The following is a 17,601-nucleotide window of genomic DNA, read 5'->3' on the forward strand; positions in this document are numbered from 1 at the left end:
CGGCTCGGCATCCGTCGTCCCCCTCGGCCCCCGGCCCCGTTTCGGCGGGCCGGGGGCCGAGGCGCGTCACCAGCCGAGCCTCGGATCGTCGTCGTCGGGGGGCGGGGGCGGCGCGTCCGCGGGGTCGGGGCCGGGGTCGCCGTAGTCGTAGTCGGGCTCCGGGCCGAAGTCCGGTTCCGCGGGACCGTGCTGGATGCCGTCCTCGACGGGCTTGACCTCGATGGGGTTGTCCTCGGTCGGCCCGTTCTCGTCGGACCCGTTGAGGACCGCGAGGATCTGATCGCCGTACTTCTTCAGCTTGTTCTCGCCGACCCCGCTCACCCCCGACAGCTCGTCCCGCGTCGCGGGCCGGGTGGTCGCGATCTGGCGGAGCGTCGCGTCGTGGAAGATGACGTACGCCGGGACACCCTGCTCCTTGGCCGTCGCCCCGCGCCAGGCGCGCAGCAGCTCGAAGACGGGCACCGCCTCCGCCGGCAGGTCCGCGGGGACCGCCGAGCGGCCCTTGGAACCGCCGGAGCCGCTCCCCGAGCCGGACTTCCCGGCCCCCGCCCGGGACCGTGCCGGACGCTCCGGCTCGCGCCGCATCGGCACCTCGCGGTGCCGCCCCAGCACCTCCCCGCTCGCCTCGGTGAGCACCAGCGTGCCGTGGTCCCCCTCGACCGCGAGCAGCCCCTGCGCCAGCAACTGCCGCACCACACCCCGCCACTCGGCCTCGCCCAGCTCCGCACCGATGCCGAAGACGCTCAGCTGGTCGTGGTCGAACCGGATCACCTTCGCCGTCTTCTTGCCCAGCAGGATGTCGATGATCTGGCCGGTGCCGAACTTCTGCCGGCGCTCGCGCTGCAGCCGTACCACCGTGGAGAGGATCTTCTGCGCGGGGATCGTGGCGTCCCACGTCGCCGGCGGGCTGAGGCAGGTGTCGCAGTTGCCGCAGGGCTCGCCGCGCTGGCCGAAGTAGTCGAGCAGCCGCACCCGGCGGCAGCCGACCGTCTCGCAGAGCGCGAGCATCGCCTCCAGATGGGAGGCGAGCTTGCGCCGGTGCGCCTCGTCGCCCTCGGACGTGTCGATCATCTTGCGCAGCTGGACCACGTCCTGCAGCCCGTACGCCAGCCAGGCCGTGGCGGGCTGTCCGTCGCGGCCGGCGCGGCCCGTCTCCTGGTAGTACCCCTCGACCGACTTGGGCAGGTCGAGGTGGGCGACGAAGCGGACGTCGGGTTTGTCGATGCCCATGCCGAAGGCGATCGTGGCGACGACGACCAGTCCGTCCTCGCGCAGGAAGCGCGACTGGTTCGCCGCGCGCGTACGCGCGTCCAGACCCGCGTGGTACGGCACGGCGTCGACGCCCTGCTGCACCAGGAACTCGGCGGTGCGCTCCACCGAGGCCCGGGAGAGGCAGTAGACGATGCCCGCGTCGCCGGCGTGCTCCTCGCGGATCAGGCGCAGCAGCTGCTTCTTCGCGTCCTGCTTGGCGTCGATGCGGTACTGGATGTTGGGGCGGTCGAAGCTCGCCACGAAGTGCCGCGCCTCGTCGAGCCGCAGCCGGGCGGCGATCTCGCGGTGGGTCGCCTCCGTGGCCGTCGCGGTCAGGGCGATCCGGGGCACGTCCGGCCAGCGCTCGTGCAGGGCGGACAGTGCCAGATAGTCCGGCCGGAAGTCGTGGCCCCACTGGGCGACGCAGTGTGCCTCGTCGATCGCGAAGAGGCTGACCTTGCCCCGGTCCAGCAGCCGCATCGTGGACTCGAGGCGCAGGCGCTCCGGCGCGAGGTACAGCAGGTCCAGCTCGCCGCGCAGGAACTCCTGCTCGACCATGCGGCGCTCGTCCGGATCCTGGGTGGAGTTCAGGAACCCGGCCCGCACGCCGAGCGCGAGCAGCGCGTCCACCTGGTCCTGCATCAGGGCGATCAGCGGGGACACGACCACCCCCACACCGGGTCTGACCAGCGCAGGGATCTGGTAGCAGAGCGACTTGCCGCCGCCCGTCGGCATCAGGACCAGGGCGTCGCCGCCGCCGACGACGTGCTCGATGATCGCCTGCTGCTCGCCGCGGAAGGCGTCGTAGCCGAAGACGCGGCGCAGCACCCCGGCCGCCTCGCCGCCCTCGGCCGGGGCCGTCTCACCGGCTCCGGCCCGCCCGGCCGCCCGGTCTTCTCCGGGCTCGGGGCCCGCCTCCACGAATTCCATGCCCGCAACTGTAGGAGGCCCCGCCGACACGGCGCGCCGCCCTGTGGATAACTCGGCTCCGGATGCGCGCCCCGGCCCGCGGCTCCGGGCCATACGCTCGCTCCCATGACCTACGTCATCGAGCCCATCGGCCACGTCGAATCCCCGCTCACCGATCCGGACGACGCTCCCCGGCAGGGCGACGAGGGCGCACCACCGGCCTGGCTGGTCTTCCGCCCCGCGGTCCGGCCCGGCCTGCGCGATCTGCGCCCGGGCGACCAGGTCGTCCTGCTGACCTGGCTCGACCGGGCCCGCCGCGACGTCCTCGCCGTACACCCGAGGGGCGACACGTCCCGCCCCGAGACCGGGGTCTTCAGCACACGCTCCCCGCACCGCCCCAACCCGGTCGGCCTGCACCGGGTGACGGTCGAGGCCGTCGAGGGCCTCCGGATCAGGGTGAGCGACCTGGAGGCCCTGGACGGGACGCCGATCGTGGACGTGAAGCCCGTGCTCGGGGACGTGGGGGATCGCTGACATGCCCTCGCTGAACGCCCCCGTCATCCCCGCCGGCAGCCTCGCCGGGCACGACCAGCCCACCCTCCCGGCCGCCGACGGCCTCCTCCTGCGCCCCTGGCGCCCGGAGGACGCGCCCGTACTGGTGGCGGCCTTCTCCGACCCCGCGATCCAGCACTGGCACGCCCGCCGCGTCGACTCCGCGGACGAGGCCCGCGAGATGATCGACGGCTTCCACCGGGCCTGGGCGGGCGAGGAACGCGCGGACTGGGCGCTCACGGACGCCTCCGGCACGGTGCTCGGCCGCGCCGCGCTCGCCGGTGGCATGGGCATGAACCTGGCGGAGGGCCTGGCGGAGGTCGCGTACTGGATCCTCCCCGGGGCCCGCGGCACGGGCGCCGCGGGCCGGGCCGTCGCGGCCCTGTCGTCCTGGGCCTTCGGCACCGGCTTCCACCGCCTGGAGCTGGCCCACTCGGTGCACAACTCGGCGTCGTGCCGGGTCGCCGAGAAGAGCGGCTTCGCGCTGGAGGGCACCCTGCGCAGCGCACTGCGCCACCACGACGGCTGGCACGACATGCACCTGCACGCGCGGGTCGCGTCGGGCGGGTAAAGCGGCTTCCGGAGAGCCCTGTTCGTACGAGCGTCAGACCGCTAGATTCCCCTGACCGTTCGGTGATTCCTGGGGGGACCGTGCAGGACGAGAGGGCTTCGGCGCGCCCGCCGCTGAGCCGGCGCGCGTTGGCGGCACTGTTCGCCGGTCTGCTGCCGGTGCCGGTGGGGGTGTTCCTCGGCTGGTCCGCGCTGAACCGGATCCGCCGGGAGGGCGAGCGCGGCCGGCCGCTGGCGATCGCGGCGATCCTGGTGTCGGCCGCGAGCTTCGTCGGCTGGTTCGTCCTGCCGGGGGCGCTGTCCGCCGTCGAGGACAGCGCGCACAGCGAGGAGCGGGTGGCAGTCCCCGTCGAGCTCGGTCAAGGGGATTGCTTCACCTTCGGCACGGGCACGGACCGGGACCGCTCCAGGATGAACAAGCGCGCGTGCGACGAGGGGCATGACGGTGAGGTCATCGGCGTGTTCGTCCTGCACGGCGCCGACGACGGAGACAGCTATCCCGGGCAGGACGCGATCAAGCGCCGCGCGGAGGAGGAGTGCGCCGAGTTCGACCGGTCGTACGCACACGACGGACGGGCGCTGGCGGAGGGCCTCCAGGTGGGCTGGCTCTTCCCCGCCAAGGAGAACTGGTTCGCCGGCCAGCGCAAGGTGATCTGCTTCTACGAGCCCCCGGCGAAGGCCTGAGCGCATCCCTCACACCGCCTCCGACGCGCTCCACCCCGTCTCCGCGGCCCACGTCTCCGCCACGGTGACGACCAGATCGACGACGGGGTCCTTGATGTCGGCGTACGTGCCGACGTCGTCCAGGGCCGCCGCGAGGCTCTGCTTGAAGCGGGCGTACGCGGGCACGGCGTCCGGGTGTGCCCGGAACCAGTCGCGGAAGAGGAGCGCGAGCCGCTCGTTGGGGGACCCGACCAGCCGCACGTGCAGGTTCACGTCGGCCTCGGGCCCACCGCGCCGCCGCCAGAAGCGCTTGGCCCACAGCGCGGGATCGTCGTCGAGATACGCCGGTACGTGATCGCCCTCGTACGGCAGCCGCGTGAAGCCGGCCGCGGCGAGGGGCGCGTCGAAGGCCGCGGCGGCGCGTTCCAGGTCGCGCACGCTGACCTGCAGGTCGTAGACGGGCTTGGCGGCCATGCCGGGAATGGCGGTACTGCCGATGTGCTCGATCCGGACCACCTCGGGCCCCAGCAGCACACGCAGCTCGTCACTCAACTTGGCGGCCAGCACGGGCCAGTCGGGATCCGCGGTCACGACGACGGGGCGCTCGGAGGTCATCGGGCGATCGTAGCCGGATCAGTACGGGAGCGTGGACCTGCCGGACGGGGTGCGCAGGTCCAGGTCGCGGGAGGGGGAGGGGGTGGGGCGCGGGCGGGGGATGCGGGGGATGCGTACTCGGGTGGGGCGCATGGTGGGGTGCCGGCTCAGGCGGCGGTCCGCAGTGCCGGGAGCGTGTCGCCGGTCGGCAGCAGCGCCGGGAGGATGTCGCCGGTCGGCAGCAGGTGGCCGAGGTCGTCGAAGACGATCACGCCGTTGCACAGCCGGCTCCAGCCCTGCTCGGGGTGGAAGGCCACGGTGTGCGCGGCGTCGCGGTCGGGGCTGTCGGCGGGCGGGCACGTGGGCTGATGCGTACACATGGGGCACCTCTTGGGATTCCGTTCCGGATGGGGGATGTCATCGTTCTCCGTCGGTGGTTCGTCACTGGTACTGACGCGGCTTGGCGCGGAAACTCATCGCCCGAACTCGCCTTGTTACGAGGTGGTTTCACCCGCTGTCGTACCCCGGTGGCCGGCCACCGGTCTCCCCCGGCCTCCACCTGCACCGTAGAGCGCCTTGCGGTCACCCGCTGTCCTCGACTCGGCCCCGTTCCACGCCTATACCATCTCGTCTCCTTTCCGGGACGGTTTCCGGAGGAAACGCCCCTGCCGGAGCACCCTGCGGCGAGATCATGAAGACACGCGAAAACCGAGATGGGAGGCGTTCCGCGATGGCGTGTGGTTGGTGGAACTCACCCCGCTGCAGACTCCCGCGCTGCTCCCACGTACGCCCACCGCACAGCTGCGGCCGGCCGGTCCCGCGCCGGATACGCAACTGGCGGTGCGCGGCGTACGCACAGCGCAGGGGAGCGTGTTCCTGAGGGACCCCCGCGACCCCCGGATCAGATGCCGCGTTCGATCGAGTCCAGGAGCCGCTCCCCGGCCTCCTCGGCCTGTACGGGAAGCAGCCCGCGCAGGGGTCCGTCGATGAGGAGCACGGCCAGGCCGTGCACGGCTGACCAGACGAAGTACTCCGCGTCGGGACGGCGGTCGGCAGGCAGGGCGCCGGTCGAGACGAGGTCGTCCAGGGCCGCGCCCAGCAGCTGGAAGGCCGTCGATCCGCCGGGCCCGCCGGCGGCCTCGTCCCCCGTGTCGGCCATGTCGGAGGTGGAGAACGCGGCGCGGAACAGCCCCGGTTCGGCCTGCGCGAAGCGCAGATAGCTGGTCGCCAGCGCGCGGATGCGGGCGCGCGCGGACGCCGCGGGGTCGTCGACCGGCGGCTGGGCCGCCAGCTCCGCCTCCATCGCGGCGGCCAGCCGCCCCAGCGCCGCCTGGCGGATGGCGCGCAACAGGGCGTTGCGGTCGGCGAAGTGGCGGTACGCGGCGTTGGGGACCACGCCCACGCGCCGGGTGACCTCGCGCAGGACCACCGCGTCCAGCCCGCCGTCGCGGACCAGTTCGAGTCCGGCCTGGATCAGGGCGTTCCGCAGATCGCCGTGCCGGTAGGTGTCGCGCTTCCTCGGACCGGTTCCAGAAGTCATCGCCACTCCCATTGTGGACGGCGTCCACATAGCTGTGTAACCTGCGTAGCACCCGCCCCCCACGCCGCGGCGCCGCCGTGTCGCGGCAATGTGGACATCGTACACAAGACGCATTGAGCAGCCAGGACCGTCGCTCCGCCAAGCGCCGGTGATCCCGCCAGCACACGCCGATGACGAGGAATCCATGGACGATGCAGTACGGCTCGAGTCGCTGACGAAGACCTACGGATCGGGCGAGAGCGCGGTGACCGCGCTGCGCGACGTCCAGGTCTCCTTCCCGAAGGGGAGCTTCACCGCCGTCATGGGACCGTCCGGCTCGGGGAAGTCGACGCTGCTGCAGTGCGCCGCCGCCCTGGACCGCCCCTCGTCGGGCCGGGTGCTGATCGACGGGACGGACATCGCGGGGCTGAACGAGACCCGGCTGACCGAATTCCGGCGGGAGACGACCGGTTTCGTCTTCCAGGCGTTCAATCTGCTGCCCTCGCTGACCGCCGAGCAGAACGTCGCGCTGCCGGTGCGGCTGGCCGGACGTAAGCCCGATCGTCGGGCGGTACGGCAGGCGCTCGCGCAGGTGGGGCTGGAGAAGAAGGCGTGGAGCCGACCCGGCGAGCTCTCCGGCGGCCAGCAGCAGCGGGTCGCCGTCGCCCGCGCCCTCGTGACCCGCCCTGCCGTGCTCTTCGCCGACGAGCCCACCGGCGCACTCGACCTCGCCACCGGCCGCGAACTGCTCGGCGTACTGCGGAAACTGGTCGACAGCCCGGCGGACGACGGACTGAGCACGGTGGTGATGGTCACGCACGATCCGAACGTGGCCTCGTTCGCCGACCGGGTGCTGTTCCTCGCCGACGGCAGCCTGGCCGGCGAACTGGTCTCCCCCACCTCCGAAGCGGTCGCCGCGCGGATGACCGAACTGGCGGTGCCGGCGTGCTAGCGGTGGCCTTCCAGACCCTGCGGGGTCGCTGGGTGTCGTTCCTCGGCACCTTCGTGGCGCTGGTGCTCGGCGTCGCCCAGGTCGCGGCCATGGGCCTGCTGCTGACGACGACGCTCGACCTGCCGGACCGTCCGGTGGAGCGCTTCGCCCATGCCCCGGCCGTGGTGCTGCCCGCCGACCCGACGTGGGACCCGGCCCGCCACGACCCGGGCGTCCGGTCGTTGCCGCAGGCCAGGGGCGTATCGCCGGACCTGCTGCGGAGGGTCTCCGGCACCGGCGCCACCGTGGTGGACCGTTCCTTCTACGCCCAGCTCGCAGGCGGGCCCAAGGACCAGGTCGGACATCCCTGGCCGGTGGCGCGCTGCGGGACGGCCGCGCGCCCGCCTCCGACAGGGAGGTCGTCGTCCCCTCCGGCCGGGCGCGGACCGGTGACACGGTGACGGTGCTGACCGCCGCGGGCGCCGGATCGTACACAGTGAGCGGCACCGTCTCCCCGGTCGGCTGGGAGGACGCGGTCTTCTTCACCGACGGCGAAGCGGCCCGCCTCGCCCCGCGGATCGCCGCGCTGGTCGCCCTCGGCGCGGTCGGCAGGGTGCGCGAGGCGGTCGGTGCGGACGCCGAGGTGCTCACGGGGCAGGACCGCCACCGGGCCGACGCCAGCAGGGACCGCGATCGCGAGGCGCTGGACAACACCGTCACCCTGGTGCCGGTGATGGCCAGCGTGGCGGGCACCACGGCGGTGTTCGTGGTGGCCTCGACCTTCGCCTTCGCGGTGATCCAGCGCCGCCGCGAGGTCGCCCTGCTCCGCACGGTGGGCGCCACCCCCCGGCAGGTGCGCCGGATGATACGGAACGAGGCGCTGCTGGTCAGCGGCTTCGCATCGGCGGCGGGTGCGGTACTGGGCCTGTTCGGGGCGCAGTTGCTGGCCGACATGCTCATCGGGTCGGGCGTCTCCCCGCCCTGGTTCCGCGTCGAACCCTCCCTGCACTGGACGGTGCTCGCACCCCTCGTCGCCGCCTTCCTGGTCGGTGTCCTGGTGGCGCTCTGCGGTGTGGCCGTGGCCGCGCGACGGGCCGGCACCATCCGTCCCGTCGAGGCACTGCGCGAGGCGGCGGTCGACGACTCCGGGATGATCCCGGGGCGGCTGCTGCTCGGCGCCGCGGCGCTGTTGTGCGGAGCCGGGCTGACGGCCTGGATCGCGCTCGGCGACCCCGCCGTGATCCTCTCGCCCAGTGCGTACGCGCTCGCGCTGCTGGTCCCGGTGCTGGCCGCCGCGGTGCTCGCACCGCTCGCCGTCGGACCGCTGACCCGGCTGCTGATGTGGCCGCTGCGCCGCCTGTCGGGACCCACCGCGATGCTCGTACGGGAGAGCGCGCTGACCTCGCGCCGGCGCACCGCCGCAACGGCCGCGCCCATCCTGCTCACCGTCGGCCTGACGTTCTCCCTGCTGTCCGCCACCGAAGCGCTCGGCGCGGCGCGCGCGGACGGACTGCAGAACCAGGTGAGTTCGCAGTACGCCCTCGCCCCCGCCGGCACTCCGGGCATCAGCCGGCAGGCCGTCGAGAGGGTCGCCCGTATCGAGGGCGTGCGGGTCGTGGCCCCCGTCCCCGTCACCCTCTACACCCCTGACGAGGGTCGGCTGGAGGTGAACGACGGGCTCGCCGTGGAAGCCGGGGTGCTGAGGCGGATGATGAGCCTGGAGGTGGTCGACGGGTCGTTGGACGATCTGGACTCCTCGGAGGGCAGCGGCACGGTCGTACCCGATCTGTGGCACCTCGGCGTCGGTTCGACGTTCGCGTTCCTGACGGCCGACGGCTCGGCGGCCGAGCTGCGCGTCGCGGCCACCTACCGTGCGGTGCGCGGCGCGGACGTCGCCTATCTGCCGCAGCGGTTCGCGGCCGGCAACCGGCTCGCGCCGCGCGCCTACGTCTCGCTGGAACCCGGCACCGACCGCGCCGCCGCGGTCACGGCGATACGCAAGGCGGTGGCCGGAACCGGGGCACGCCTCGTCACCCGGGACCAGCTGGTGGCGTCGGAGGGCGCGTACGCCCGTCATCTGACCGAGGTACGGCAGCGCTCGATCACCGTGATCGTGGTGGTGTTCTGCTTCATCGCGATCCTGAACACCCTGCTCATGGCGACCGCCGACCGCCGCCGCGACCTGGCCGTGCTGCGGATGACGGGGGCCACCCCGAAGCAGGTCATGCGGTTCTTCGTCGCGGAGTCACTCCTGGTGGCGGCGATCGGGGTGGCGCTGGCGCTGGCCGCGACGTCGGTCAACCTGGTCGGCCTGTGGGGCGCTCTGCACCAGCTGTTCGGTACGGCCCCCATCACGGCGCCGTACGCGGTGATCGCCGGCATCGCGGCCGTGTGCACGCTGCTCGCCGTGGCGGGGACGGTGCTGCCGGTGGGGGCGGCGCTACGGGCGGGGGTGGTGCGGGTGGCCGGTCTGCGGGAGTAGGGGCTGCGGGTTCTCGGGGGCCCTGACCAGCGGGGTCCGCGCCCAGCCAGTAGCATCGGCGCACATGACAACGGAGTCGCCGACGCAGACAGTGCAGCGCCTGTTCCCGCTGCTCGCCCAGGGAAAGACCGAAGAGGCGGCGGCGATGTTCGCCGACTCGGTGTCGTTCTCGATCCCGCACCCGCCGGGCATCCCGTGGGTGCCGGAGGTGGACTCGGCGGCGGGCATGCGGACGTTCTTCGAACTGCTGCAGACCCATGTGCAGCCGAAGGAGATCGACGTCCACCACGTCATCGCCGAGGGCGACCACGTGGTGTTCATCGGCCGCCTGCTCTCGGAGGTGAAGAAGACGGGCCGCGACATCGACACGGCCTTCGTCCTGCACACCACGGTCGTGGACGGCCGGATCACGCGCTACCACCTCTACGAGGACACGTACGCGGTCGCGAGGGCGTACTCCGACGACTGACGCTGCTGGGTCAGAGCTCGCCGAGGTCGATCTCCACCGGGAAGGGCGCGGCCACCTTGAGGACGCCGGTGAACACGTCCCCGTCCCGGTAGGTCTTCGTCGCGGGGTCGAGAACGTAGGTGTAGACGAGGGGAACGCCTGTAGCGGCCTGCTCGATCCGCCAGTAGAAGCCGATGCCCGCCTTGGCGTACTGGTCGACCTTCACGATCCGATCGGTGGCCTCGGAGCCCGGCGACACGACCTCGGCGACGAGCAGCACGTGCTCAGGACGGGTGGGGGAGATGTCGATGGTGTCCGCGCGGTATACGACGACGTCCGGGCGGCGATTGGTCTTGTCAGACTTTCTCGACTCGCACGGGGCGTCCCGCGAGGAGTTGATTCATGTCGTCGGTGTCGGAGGTGAAGAGTGTCGCCTCGGCTCCCTGCGCGGCTTCCCGCCCGGCCACAGACGCCAGAACGGCGTCGATGGCGTACTTGTGCCCGTGCAGGCCGGCTGCCTTCAGCATGTCGCGCGCCAGGGCGATCACATGGTCATCCGTGTGTACGACGCGAATCCGGGACAGCGTCCAGTTCCACAGTGCCTGCCTTGACGTGTCGCGAGGGTCCCATGCCTCCAGGACCGTGAGCGCCGAGGTGACGATCGGGATGTCGAGCCCTGGGGCCGTCTTGATCAGCGCAGCCATCTCCCGATCGCCCTGAACCGCCTTGGACAGGGCCTCGGAGTCGAAAACGAAGACACGCCGGCGCGGTCGGTTCAGCCTCGCTCGGGCGGTGCGGCTCACGCAGCCTCGTCCGAACCCGATGACTGCTCGTCGTGCCAACCGTCGATGGCGGCGATGCGGTCCAGCGCCGCCTGCTGCTCGTCGTCGGTCACAGCGCCGTGCTCTTCCTCGAGGCGTTCTGCCAACTCGCGCAGCCGGTCCATGGCGTCCTGATGAGCGGCGGCGGCCGCTATGTAGGCGGACACCCCGCGCGCGTCGACGCGCTCCTTGATCGACTCCACCAGCTCTTCCGGCACGGTGATGGTGATCTTCCGTGTTGCCATACTTGAAGTATGCCACGCTTCTTCGGTCACGTCCGGAGGCGACGTTCGGGGGCGCCCGGCGATGGGTACGCCTCGGGCCGCCCGGATGACCGGAGGTGCCCGGCGGCGCTGTCGTCGGCGCACCGGCGGACGCTGCGTTCAGTGCCACGCCGAGCTGCGGTACGAGCCGGGGTCCGGTGGGGACTACTCAGGACGCCGATCGAGCATCACGTTCGTGCGGCCACCCCGCGAGCCGCCTCTTACTCCCACCGGTTCGGCTTCCGCCTCGGGCGCCCCCGGGACGCCTGTTGTCGGGGCAACTCGATCGTACGGAACATCGCGGACGAGCGGCCGCCCTTACGTACGCGTGCCACCTTCCGAAGAGGCATCGCCCCACCACCAGCCGGTCAGCGGGAACTGGTCAAGGAAGGCCGACAGGGTCGGCGCCTGCGGGATCGCTACCGAAGAGCTCCCGGACGTCTCCAACCTCGTTCAGCCTGATCAGCTCGTTAACGGAGGCCGGCATCAGGCGGTCGTCGGCCGCCGGCATGAAGTGGCTGAGGCGGCCCCGCGTGGTCAGGAACTGCCGGTAGCCACTGGGCAGAAGCTGCCGAAGGGCCAGCACCTGGGGATCATGCCCCTGAGCTGGCCCTTCGTCGTGTGCCCCCGGCAGGATTCGAACCTGCGACACCCGCTTTAGGAGAGCGGTGCTCTATCCCCTGAGCTACGGAGGCGACGGGGGTCAGTGTAGCGGGGTGAGCCGCGTAGATCGCCTGGCTATCCGGTCAGGGGGCGCGTGGCGCCTTTGACCTGGGGTTTTGTGGGCGGGGTGGGTGTTCCCTCAGAACATGGTGTTGTCGTTCGCCGAGGTTGGTGGGATCACCTGGAGGGTGTCCCAGTGTTCGACGATCTTGCCGTTCTCGTCGAAGCGGAAGATGTCGATTCCGGCGTACTCCTCGTCCGGCCAGGTCTGGTGGCAGTGCAGGACCACGTGGTCGCCCTCGGCGATGGCGCGTTTGAACTCGACCCGCTTGCCGGGGTATTCGGTTGCCATCCGGTCGAAGTAGTCGATGAACGCCTGCTTGCCGTCCGCCACGTGCGGGTTGTGCTGGATGTAGGTGTCGCCCGCGTAGCGTTCGATCGCCTCGGACGGGCGGCACTGGTTGAACATCAGGTCGTAGAAGGCCTGGGCCGTGGTCTTGTTCGTCTCCGGATCGGTCATGGGGTCACCGTAGGGGCGGACGGTCGGGGCTGCGCGATGCGCGCGCCGGGTGTGGGAGCGGTGCCGGGCGGGTGCGGGCTTGAGCGGTTGTGGGGTCGTTCCCGTGGGGTGATCATGGGAGCGTGGCCGATCCCACGCACGCATCACCGCAGGCCGGTGGCGGGGAGCCGCCATCACCGGCGGATGTGGCGTTCGCGCAGCGGATTCGCAGGGACTTCCAGCGCATTCAGATGGAGTACGAGTTCGCCGTCGACGAGGTGCTGACCAAGGTGTCGATCCTGCGCCGGGAGTTTCTGCACCTGCACCGGTACAACCCGATCGAGCACGTCGGATCCCGGGTGAAGTCCGCCGCGAGCATCGTGCAGAAGGCGGCCCGGATCGGGATCGACCTCACGCCGGAGGCGATCCGGGCCGGCATCCACGACATCGCCGGCGTGCGCATCACCTGCAGCTTCATCGCCGACACCTACCGGGTGCTGGAGACGCTCACCTCGCAGGACGACGTACGGGTGCTCCGGGTCAAGGACTACATCGCCCGGCCGAAGGCCAACGGCTACAAGAGCCTGCACGCGCTGATCGAGATCCCCGTGTTCCTCAGCACCGGGCCGGTGCCCGTGACCGTGGAGGTGCAGGTCCGCACCATCGCGATGGACTTCTGGGCCAGCCTGGAGCACAAGATCTACTACAAGTACGACGGCCATGTGCCGCCCGGCCTCGTCACCAGTCTGACCGAGGCCGCTCAGCTCGCCGAGGAGCTCGACCAGCGGATGGAGCAGCTGCACACGGAGGTGCGCGGCTCCCGCTGGGAGCGGACCGAGGGCGACGTTCCCGATGTGGACGAGCAGATGCTCCTCCGGTTGTGGGCCAGTGCCCGGGCGAGCGCCGAGGCCGCGAGCGCCGAGGCCGCGCGCCCCGAAGCCGGGAGTCCGGGCGCGGACTGAACACCGGCGCCCCCGCGTCCGTCTAACTGGTTGAAGGGAAAATCAATGGCGGCCGGGCGTCCGCGTGCGCGGCGGGGCCCGGAGGGGGAAGACGAGAGGGGTAACCCGTGATGAGACCGCGGATGGTCAGGCGTGCCCGGCGGGGCGCGTTCCTCGTGGCCGGGACGGCGGCGGCGCTGCTGGCCGTGGCCGGGCCCGCCGGCGCCGTCGAGGTGTGGTGCGGTGGCGGGATCGGTCCCACGGCCGAGACGGCGGTCAACGCCGCCATCGACGACGCGATCACCTCGGCCAGCTGGCAGGGGCCCGTGGAGTGCGAGCTCTACGGGGAGCCCGAGGTGTGGGAGGTCTTCAACGATCCCTACCGGGGGCACTTCTTCCGCGCCAGTGTGCAGATGACCTGCGAGTAGTCCGATCCCGAGTGCGGCCCGTCCGACGGGCCGGACACCGGCCCCCTTGCCCCCGCGCGTCGAACCCCGCGGGGGCAAGGGTTCTTGACCGCTTCTTCATCGGTTCTTCATCGCCCCCCGCCTACCTTCACAGCCTGCCACCGTCCGGCACCGGGCCGGACGGGGCGTGAGGCGTGAGGAGCCGGGTTGATGCGCGTACGGCGATGGGGGCGGGCGGCTGTCGTGGCGGGGGCCGTGGCCGGGGTCCTGGCGCTGGCCGGGTGCGGGGGCAGCGGAGGCGACGGTGGCGGCGGGGACGAGATCGCCTCGGCTGGAAAGGGGAAGCCCTCCGCCACGTCGACCACCAAGGCCGTCGAGTCCGCGCTCAGCGAGTACGTCGAGGCGCAGCGGGAGTGGGTCGGCTGCATGCGCGAGGCCGGCGTCGACCTGCCCGACCCCGACGCCAAGGGGAATGTCGAGATCGACATCCCCATCAGGGAGTGGAAGAGCGACCCCAAGTACATCACCGCGCAGGAGAAGTGCCAGGCCCCCACCATCCCGGACGACCTCGAGAAGGCCCTGCAGCCCGAGCTGACCGACAAGGAGAAGGACCAGCACCGGCGGTACGCCGAGTGCATGCAGGAGAACGGCGCCCCCGACTTCCCCGACGTCGGTGAGGACGGCTACTACGTCGAGGAGAACTGGGACTCCACCTCCGAGAGCGCCAAGCTCGCCGCCCGTACCTGCGACAAGTCCGTGTTCGGCGTGGACACCTCCACCGTCGTCCCGAAGGGCTGACCCGTCGTGGACAACGCCATGGACGACACCATGGACAACGCCGACGACACCCCCGGCAAGGGCAGGCGCGGCCCCCTCCTCATAGCTGCCGGGATCGTCCTCGTCGCCGCTGTCAGCGGCATCGGGGCGCTCGGGCTCGGCGGGGGCGGCGACGACGGGGAGGCGTCCGCGCTGCCCCGGGCCGGGAAGACCGTCGGCGTCACCCGGGCCACCCTCACCGACCAGGCCGAGCTGGCCGGCGACCTCGGGCACGGGCCCGAGGTCCCCTTCCTGGTCAAGGCGCCCGGCACGGTGACCTGGCTGCCCGAGACCGGCAAGACCGTACGGCGCGGCCAGACCGTGCTGCGCGTCGACGACCGACCGGTCGTCCTGCTGTACGGCGCACTGCCCGTGTACCGCGACCTCGCCGTGACGCCGCCGGAGGACGACGGCACGCAGGAGGGCGACGCCTCAGGCGGCACATCCGGTGGTACGGGAACAGACACGGGCACCGGCGACACGAACACGAGCGGCACCGGCGGCGGCGAAGCCGGCGGCGCCGCCCCCGCCCGGCTCCCCGCTGCCGCCCTGCGCGGCATGGACGTCAAGCAGTTCGAGACGAACCTCGCCGCCCTCGGCTACACCGGCTTCACTGTCGACGACACCTACTCCGACCTCACCGCCGAAGCCGTCAAGCGCTGGCAGAAGGACCTCGGCCTGCCGCAGACCGGCAGCGTCGCCGCCGGCGACATCCTGTACGCCCCCGGCGCCGTCCGTATCGCCGGTGCGACCGTCCGCGTCGGGGCGGAGGCCGCGGGCACGCCGCTCAGCTACACGAGCACCCGGCGCATGGTCACCTTCTCCGCCTCCGCGGCCGAGACGGGCTGGGCCCGCCGCGGCACCGCGGTCGACGTCGAACTGCCCGACGGGCGGACCGTCCGCGGCGAGGTGGGCGCTGTCGGCAAGGACGCCACCGGCGGAGGCGGCGGCGAAGGGGGCGAGGAGGGCGGGGGCGAGCCCAAGGTCTCCGTCACCGTCAACTTCGACGACCAGAAGGGCCTCGGCCGCCTGCAGTCCGGCCCCGTCACCGTCCGCTACGTCATGAACGAGCGCGAGAGCGTCCTCACCGTCCCCGTCGCCGCCCTGGTGGCGCTCGCCGAGGGCGGGTACGGGCTGGAGCCGGCGGACGGCGGCGCGTTCGTCCCCGTGAAGACCGGCCTCTTCGCCGACGGCAAGGTCGAGGTGAGCGGGGACGGCGTCCGCGAGGGCCTGAAGGTGAGGATCCCCGAGTGAGCCGCACCCACCCGGAAGCCCACCCGGCAGTCCGCCAGGAAACCCACCCGGCAGTCCAACGAAAAACCCACCCCCCAACCACCCCCGTAGTCCGCTTCGAAGCCGTCACCAAGACCTACCCCGGCCGCGTCACCGCCCTCGACCACACCGACCTGGTCATCCGCTACGGCGAACTCGCCTGCGTCGTAGGCCACTCCGGCTCCGGCAAGTCCACGATGCTCCACCTGATGGGCACCCTCGACCGCCCCTCCAGCGGCCGTGTCACCATCGCCGGCTACGCCGTCGACCGGCTCACCGACCGCGAGGTCTCCGCGCTGCGGGCGCAGCACATCGGCTTCGTCTTCCAGCAGTTCCACCTCGCCGTCGGCGTCCCCGTGCTGGACACCGTCGCCGACGGGCTGCTGTACGCGGGCGTGCCGATGAAGGTACGGCGCCGGAAGGCGGAGGCGGCGCTGGAGCGGGTCGGGCTGGCGCACCGCCTGCACCACCTTCCCCATCAGCTCTCCGGCGGCGAGCGCCAGCGCGCCGCCGTCGCCCGCGCGGTCGTCGGCGAACCGGCCCTCCTCCTCGCCGACGAACCCACCGGCAACCTCGACTCCGCCTCCGGGGCCGCCGTACTGCGGCTGCTCCACGAACTGCACGCCGCCGGCACGACGGTCGTCGTCATCACCCACGACCGCGAGATGGCCCAGACCTTCGACCGCCGGGTCGAACTCCGCGACGGCCGCATCATCGCGGACACCGGAGCGGACGACACCGGAGCGGAAGACACCGGAGCGAGCACCGAGGCGGACCCACTCGAAAGCGCCCGCCCATGACCCTCCGCCCCGCCCGCCTCACCCCCGCCGACCTGCTCCGCCTCGGCGGCACCGGTCTGCGCACCCGCCCGCTTCGGGTCTTCCTCTCCGCCCTCGGCATCGCGATCGGCGTCGCCGCCATGGTGGCCGTCGTCGGGATCTCCAGCTCCTCCCGCGCCGAGGTCGACCGGCGCCTGGACCGCCTCGGTACGAACCTGCTGCGCGTCGCGCCCGGCGAGTCCCAGGGCGGCGACGTGACGGCGCTGCCCGCCGAGGCCGTGCCGATGATCGGGCGCGTCGGCCCCGTCCTGCGGGTCTCGGCGATCGGCGTCCTCCCCGACGCCCGCGTCTACCGCAACGAGCACATCCCCCCGGGCCGCTCCGGCAGCATCCAGGTCGCCGCCGCGGACCCGCAGCTGCTCCCCGCACTCGGCGCGAAGGTCGGCGACGGCCGCTGGCTCGCCCAGGCCACCGAGGAGTACCCGGCGGTCGTCCTCGGCGCGAAGGCCGCGCAGCGTCTCGACGTACACGAGCCGGGGCAGCGGCTGTGGCTGGGCGGGAAGTGGTTCTCGCTGGTCGGCGTGCTGGACCCGGTCCCGCTCGCGCCCGAGATCGACAACTCCGCGCTCATCGGCTGGCGCGCGGCCACGACGTACCTGCGCTTCGACGGGCACGCCTCCACCGTCTACGTCCGGGCCCGCGACGACCGCGTCCAGGCCGTACGGGACGTCCTGGCGGCCACCGCCAACCCCGCCAACCCCAGCGGCGTCGCCGTCTCCCGCCCCTCCGACGCCCTCGCCGCCCGCGAGGCCGCCGAGTCGGCGCTGACGGGTCTGCTGCTGGGCCTGGGCGGCGTGGCGCTGCTGGTGGGCGGGGTCGGCGTGGGCAACACGATGGTGATCTCCGTACTGGAGCGCCGCCCCGAGATCGGCCTGCGCAGGGCCCTCGGCGCGACCAGCGGGCAGATCCGCGGGCAGTTCGTCTCCGAGTCGCTGCTGCTGTCCGCGCTCGGCGGCCTGGGCGGCGCGGTCCTCGGTACGGGCATCACCGCCGGGTACGCCGCCGCGCGCGGCTGGCCCACCGCCGTACCGCTGTGGGCGACGGCCGCCGGGATCGGGGTGACGCTGGTCATCGGCGCGGTGGCCGGGCTGTATCCGGCGGTACGGGCCGGCCGGCTGGCTCCGACGGAGGCACTCGCCGGATCGTGACGGGAGGTTATCG

At 72.3% G+C, this 17,601-nt stretch carries 21 protein-coding genes, 1 tRNA gene and 1 pseudogene; 13 read left to right on the forward strand and 10 right to left on the reverse strand.

The features are described from left to right. Positions 1-66 precede the first annotated feature (66 nt). Entirely contained in the window at positions 67-2,181 is a 2,115-nt protein-coding gene (gene recQ / locus AB0M28_RS05155; protein WP_365397959.1) for a DNA helicase RecQ, read from the reverse strand. Positions 2,182-2,286: 105 nt separating this feature from the next. Here recQ and tsaA point away from each other — a divergent pair, with 105 nt between their 5' ends. The 3 genes from tsaA (at position 2,287) to AB0M28_RS05170 (ending at position 3,966) form a co-directional block, all read left to right on the forward strand. Beyond that, positions 2,287-2,694 (forward strand): tRNA (N6-threonylcarbamoyladenosine(37)-N6)-methyltransferase TrmO, encoded by a 408-nt coding sequence (tsaA, locus tag AB0M28_RS05160; protein ID WP_365397962.1) that lies wholly within the window; start codon positions 2,287-2,289, stop codon positions 2,692-2,694. Position 2,695: 1 nt separating this feature from the next. Beyond that, the gene (locus AB0M28_RS05165) at positions 2,696-3,283 is read left to right on the forward strand and encodes a GNAT family N-acetyltransferase (RefSeq protein ID WP_365397965.1); all 588 of its coding nucleotides are present in this window, start codon (positions 2,696-2,698) and stop codon (positions 3,281-3,283) included. 80 nt (positions 3,284-3,363) lie between these two features. Continuing rightward, the gene (locus tag AB0M28_RS05170) at positions 3,364-3,966 is read left to right on the forward strand and encodes a DUF4190 domain-containing protein (protein ID WP_365397968.1); all 603 of its coding nucleotides are present in this window, start codon (positions 3,364-3,366) and stop codon (positions 3,964-3,966) included. A gap of 9 nt (positions 3,967-3,975) precedes the next feature. Here AB0M28_RS05170 and AB0M28_RS05175 read toward each other — a convergent pair whose 3' ends face one another. The 3 genes from AB0M28_RS05175 to AB0M28_RS05185 form a co-directional block, all read right to left on the reverse strand. Further along, entirely contained in the window at positions 3,976-4,560 is a 585-nt protein-coding gene (locus AB0M28_RS05175) for a GrpB family protein (RefSeq protein ID WP_365397971.1), read from the reverse strand. Between the two features lie 146 nt (positions 4,561-4,706). Next, complete coding sequence (locus tag AB0M28_RS05180) at positions 4,707-4,919, reverse strand: DUF5999 family protein (protein ID WP_365397974.1); 213 nt, start codon at positions 4,917-4,919, stop codon at positions 4,707-4,709. Between the two features lie 521 nt (positions 4,920-5,440). Then, complete coding sequence (locus tag AB0M28_RS05185) at positions 5,441-6,079, reverse strand: TetR/AcrR family transcriptional regulator (RefSeq protein WP_365397976.1); 639 nt, start codon at positions 6,077-6,079, stop codon at positions 5,441-5,443. A 184-nt stretch (positions 6,080-6,263) separates the two neighbouring features. On the opposite strand from AB0M28_RS05185, the gene AB0M28_RS05190 reads away from it, so the two are divergent. From AB0M28_RS05190 to AB0M28_RS05205, 4 genes are all read left to right on the forward strand, one after another. Further along, positions 6,264-7,010 carry an ABC transporter ATP-binding protein gene (locus tag AB0M28_RS05190; protein ID WP_365397979.1) on the forward strand — a complete coding sequence of 249 codons (747 nt, stop codon included), beginning with the start codon at positions 6,264-6,266 and terminating at the stop codon, positions 7,008-7,010. 2 nt (positions 7,011-7,012) lie between these two features. Continuing rightward, positions 7,013-7,450, forward strand: coding sequence for a hypothetical protein (locus AB0M28_RS05195; RefSeq protein WP_365397981.1), 438 nt, complete (start codon positions 7,013-7,015; stop codon positions 7,448-7,450). Beyond that, positions 7,447-9,471 (forward strand): FtsX-like permease family protein, encoded by a 2,025-nt coding sequence (locus AB0M28_RS05200; RefSeq protein WP_365397984.1) that lies wholly within the window; start codon positions 7,447-7,449, stop codon positions 9,469-9,471. Before AB0M28_RS05195 ends, AB0M28_RS05200 begins: the two co-directional genes overlap by 4 nt. Before the next feature lie 64 nt (positions 9,472-9,535). Continuing rightward, the gene (locus tag AB0M28_RS05205; protein WP_365397987.1) at positions 9,536-9,940 is read left to right on the forward strand and encodes a nuclear transport factor 2 family protein; all 405 of its coding nucleotides are present in this window, start codon (positions 9,536-9,538) and stop codon (positions 9,938-9,940) included. Positions 9,941-9,950: 10 nt separating this feature from the next. Here AB0M28_RS05205 and AB0M28_RS05210 read toward each other — a convergent pair. The 6 genes and pseudogenes from AB0M28_RS05210 to AB0M28_RS05235 form a co-directional block, all read right to left on the reverse strand. After that, positions 9,951-10,271 (reverse strand): annotated as a pseudogene (locus AB0M28_RS05210) (Uma2 family endonuclease); the annotation flags it as partial. Positions 10,272-10,275: 4 nt separating this feature from the next. Further along, positions 10,276-10,722, reverse strand: a complete 447-nt coding sequence (locus tag AB0M28_RS05215; protein WP_365397990.1) for a hypothetical protein — start codon at positions 10,720-10,722, stop codon at positions 10,276-10,278. Next, positions 10,719-10,985 carry a hypothetical protein gene (locus AB0M28_RS05220; protein ID WP_365397993.1) on the reverse strand — a complete coding sequence of 89 codons (267 nt, stop codon included), beginning with the start codon at positions 10,983-10,985 and terminating at the stop codon, positions 10,719-10,721. Before AB0M28_RS05220 ends, AB0M28_RS05215 begins: the two co-directional genes overlap by 4 nt. A 400-nt stretch (positions 10,986-11,385) precedes the next feature. Continuing rightward, positions 11,386-11,589 (reverse strand): hypothetical protein, encoded by a 204-nt coding sequence (locus AB0M28_RS05225; RefSeq protein WP_365397996.1) that lies wholly within the window; start codon positions 11,587-11,589, stop codon positions 11,386-11,388. A 36-nt stretch (positions 11,590-11,625) separates the two neighbouring features. Next, a tRNA-Arg gene (locus AB0M28_RS05230) sits at positions 11,626-11,698 on the reverse strand. 107 nt (positions 11,699-11,805) lie between these two features. Next, entirely contained in the window at positions 11,806-12,186 is a 381-nt protein-coding gene (locus AB0M28_RS05235) for a nuclear transport factor 2 family protein (RefSeq protein ID WP_365397999.1), read from the reverse strand. Between the two features lie 122 nt (positions 12,187-12,308). Between AB0M28_RS05235 and AB0M28_RS05240 the strand changes: the two genes are divergently transcribed. From AB0M28_RS05240 to AB0M28_RS05265, 6 genes are all read left to right on the forward strand, one after another. Then, the gene (locus tag AB0M28_RS05240) at positions 12,309-13,127 is read left to right on the forward strand and encodes a GTP pyrophosphokinase family protein (RefSeq protein WP_365398002.1); all 819 of its coding nucleotides are present in this window, start codon (positions 12,309-12,311) and stop codon (positions 13,125-13,127) included. A gap of 122 nt (positions 13,128-13,249) precedes the next feature. After that, positions 13,250-13,534: a hypothetical protein gene (locus tag AB0M28_RS05245; protein ID WP_365398005.1), complete on the forward strand. Its 285-nt coding sequence runs from the start codon at positions 13,250-13,252 to the stop codon at positions 13,532-13,534. Between the two features lie 189 nt (positions 13,535-13,723). After that, the gene (locus tag AB0M28_RS05250; RefSeq protein WP_365398008.1) at positions 13,724-14,311 is read left to right on the forward strand and encodes a hypothetical protein; all 588 of its coding nucleotides are present in this window, start codon (positions 13,724-13,726) and stop codon (positions 14,309-14,311) included. 18 nt (positions 14,312-14,329) lie between these two features. Beyond that, entirely contained in the window at positions 14,330-15,583 is a 1,254-nt protein-coding gene (locus tag AB0M28_RS05255; RefSeq protein ID WP_365398011.1) for a peptidoglycan-binding protein, read from the forward strand. Beyond that, complete coding sequence (locus AB0M28_RS05260) at positions 15,580-16,401, forward strand: ABC transporter ATP-binding protein (protein ID WP_365398014.1); 822 nt, start codon at positions 15,580-15,582, stop codon at positions 16,399-16,401. The genes AB0M28_RS05255 and AB0M28_RS05260 overlap by 4 nt, the downstream gene beginning before the upstream one ends. Continuing rightward, positions 16,398-17,588: an ABC transporter permease gene (locus AB0M28_RS05265; RefSeq protein ID WP_365398016.1), complete on the forward strand. Its 1,191-nt coding sequence runs from the start codon at positions 16,398-16,400 to the stop codon at positions 17,586-17,588. Before AB0M28_RS05260 ends, AB0M28_RS05265 begins: the two co-directional genes overlap by 4 nt. Positions 17,589-17,601 lie beyond the last annotated feature (13 nt).

It is taken from the genome of Streptomyces sp. NPDC051940, assembly GCF_040680895.1.
GTDB lineage: Bacteria > Actinomycetota > Actinomycetes > Streptomycetales > Streptomycetaceae > Streptomyces.

Bases quoted from the DNA above. Each gene is read 5' to 3' on its own strand.
- AB0M28_RS05220 (WP_365397993.1), bottom strand. From the start codon at position 10,985: ATGGCAACACGGAAGATCACCATCACCGTGCCGGAAGAGCTGGTGGAG.
- AB0M28_RS05175 (WP_365397971.1), bottom strand. From the start codon at position 4,560: ATGACCTCCGAGCGCCCCGTCGTCGTGACCGCGGATCCCGACTGGCCC.
- AB0M28_RS05205 (WP_365397987.1), top strand. From the start codon at position 9,536: ATGACAACGGAGTCGCCGACGCAGACAGTGCAGCGCCTGTTCCCGCTG.
- AB0M28_RS05190 (WP_365397979.1), top strand. From the start codon at position 6,264: ATGGACGATGCAGTACGGCTCGAGTCGCTGACGAAGACCTACGGATCG.
- recQ (WP_365397959.1), bottom strand. From the start codon at position 2,181: ATGGAATTCGTGGAGGCGGGCCCCGAGCCCGGAGAAGACCGGGCGGCC.
- AB0M28_RS05265 (WP_365398016.1), top strand. From the start codon at position 16,398: ATGACCCTCCGCCCCGCCCGCCTCACCCCCGCCGACCTGCTCCGCCTC.
- tsaA (WP_365397962.1), top strand. From the start codon at position 2,287: ATGACCTACGTCATCGAGCCCATCGGCCACGTCGAATCCCCGCTCACC.
- AB0M28_RS05185 (WP_365397976.1), bottom strand. From the start codon at position 6,079: ATGACTTCTGGAACCGGTCCGAGGAAGCGCGACACCTACCGGCACGGC.
- AB0M28_RS05255 (WP_365398011.1), top strand. From the start codon at position 14,330: ATGGACGACACCATGGACAACGCCGACGACACCCCCGGCAAGGGCAGG.
- AB0M28_RS05250 (WP_365398008.1), top strand. From the start codon at position 13,724: ATGCGCGTACGGCGATGGGGGCGGGCGGCTGTCGTGGCGGGGGCCGTG.
- AB0M28_RS05165 (WP_365397965.1), top strand. From the start codon at position 2,696: ATGCCCTCGCTGAACGCCCCCGTCATCCCCGCCGGCAGCCTCGCCGGG.
- AB0M28_RS05245 (WP_365398005.1), top strand. From the start codon at position 13,250: ATGGTCAGGCGTGCCCGGCGGGGCGCGTTCCTCGTGGCCGGGACGGCG.
- AB0M28_RS05235 (WP_365397999.1), bottom strand. From the start codon at position 12,186: ATGACCGATCCGGAGACGAACAAGACCACGGCCCAGGCCTTCTACGAC.
- AB0M28_RS05180 (WP_365397974.1), bottom strand. From the start codon at position 4,919: ATGTGTACGCATCAGCCCACGTGCCCGCCCGCCGACAGCCCCGACCGC.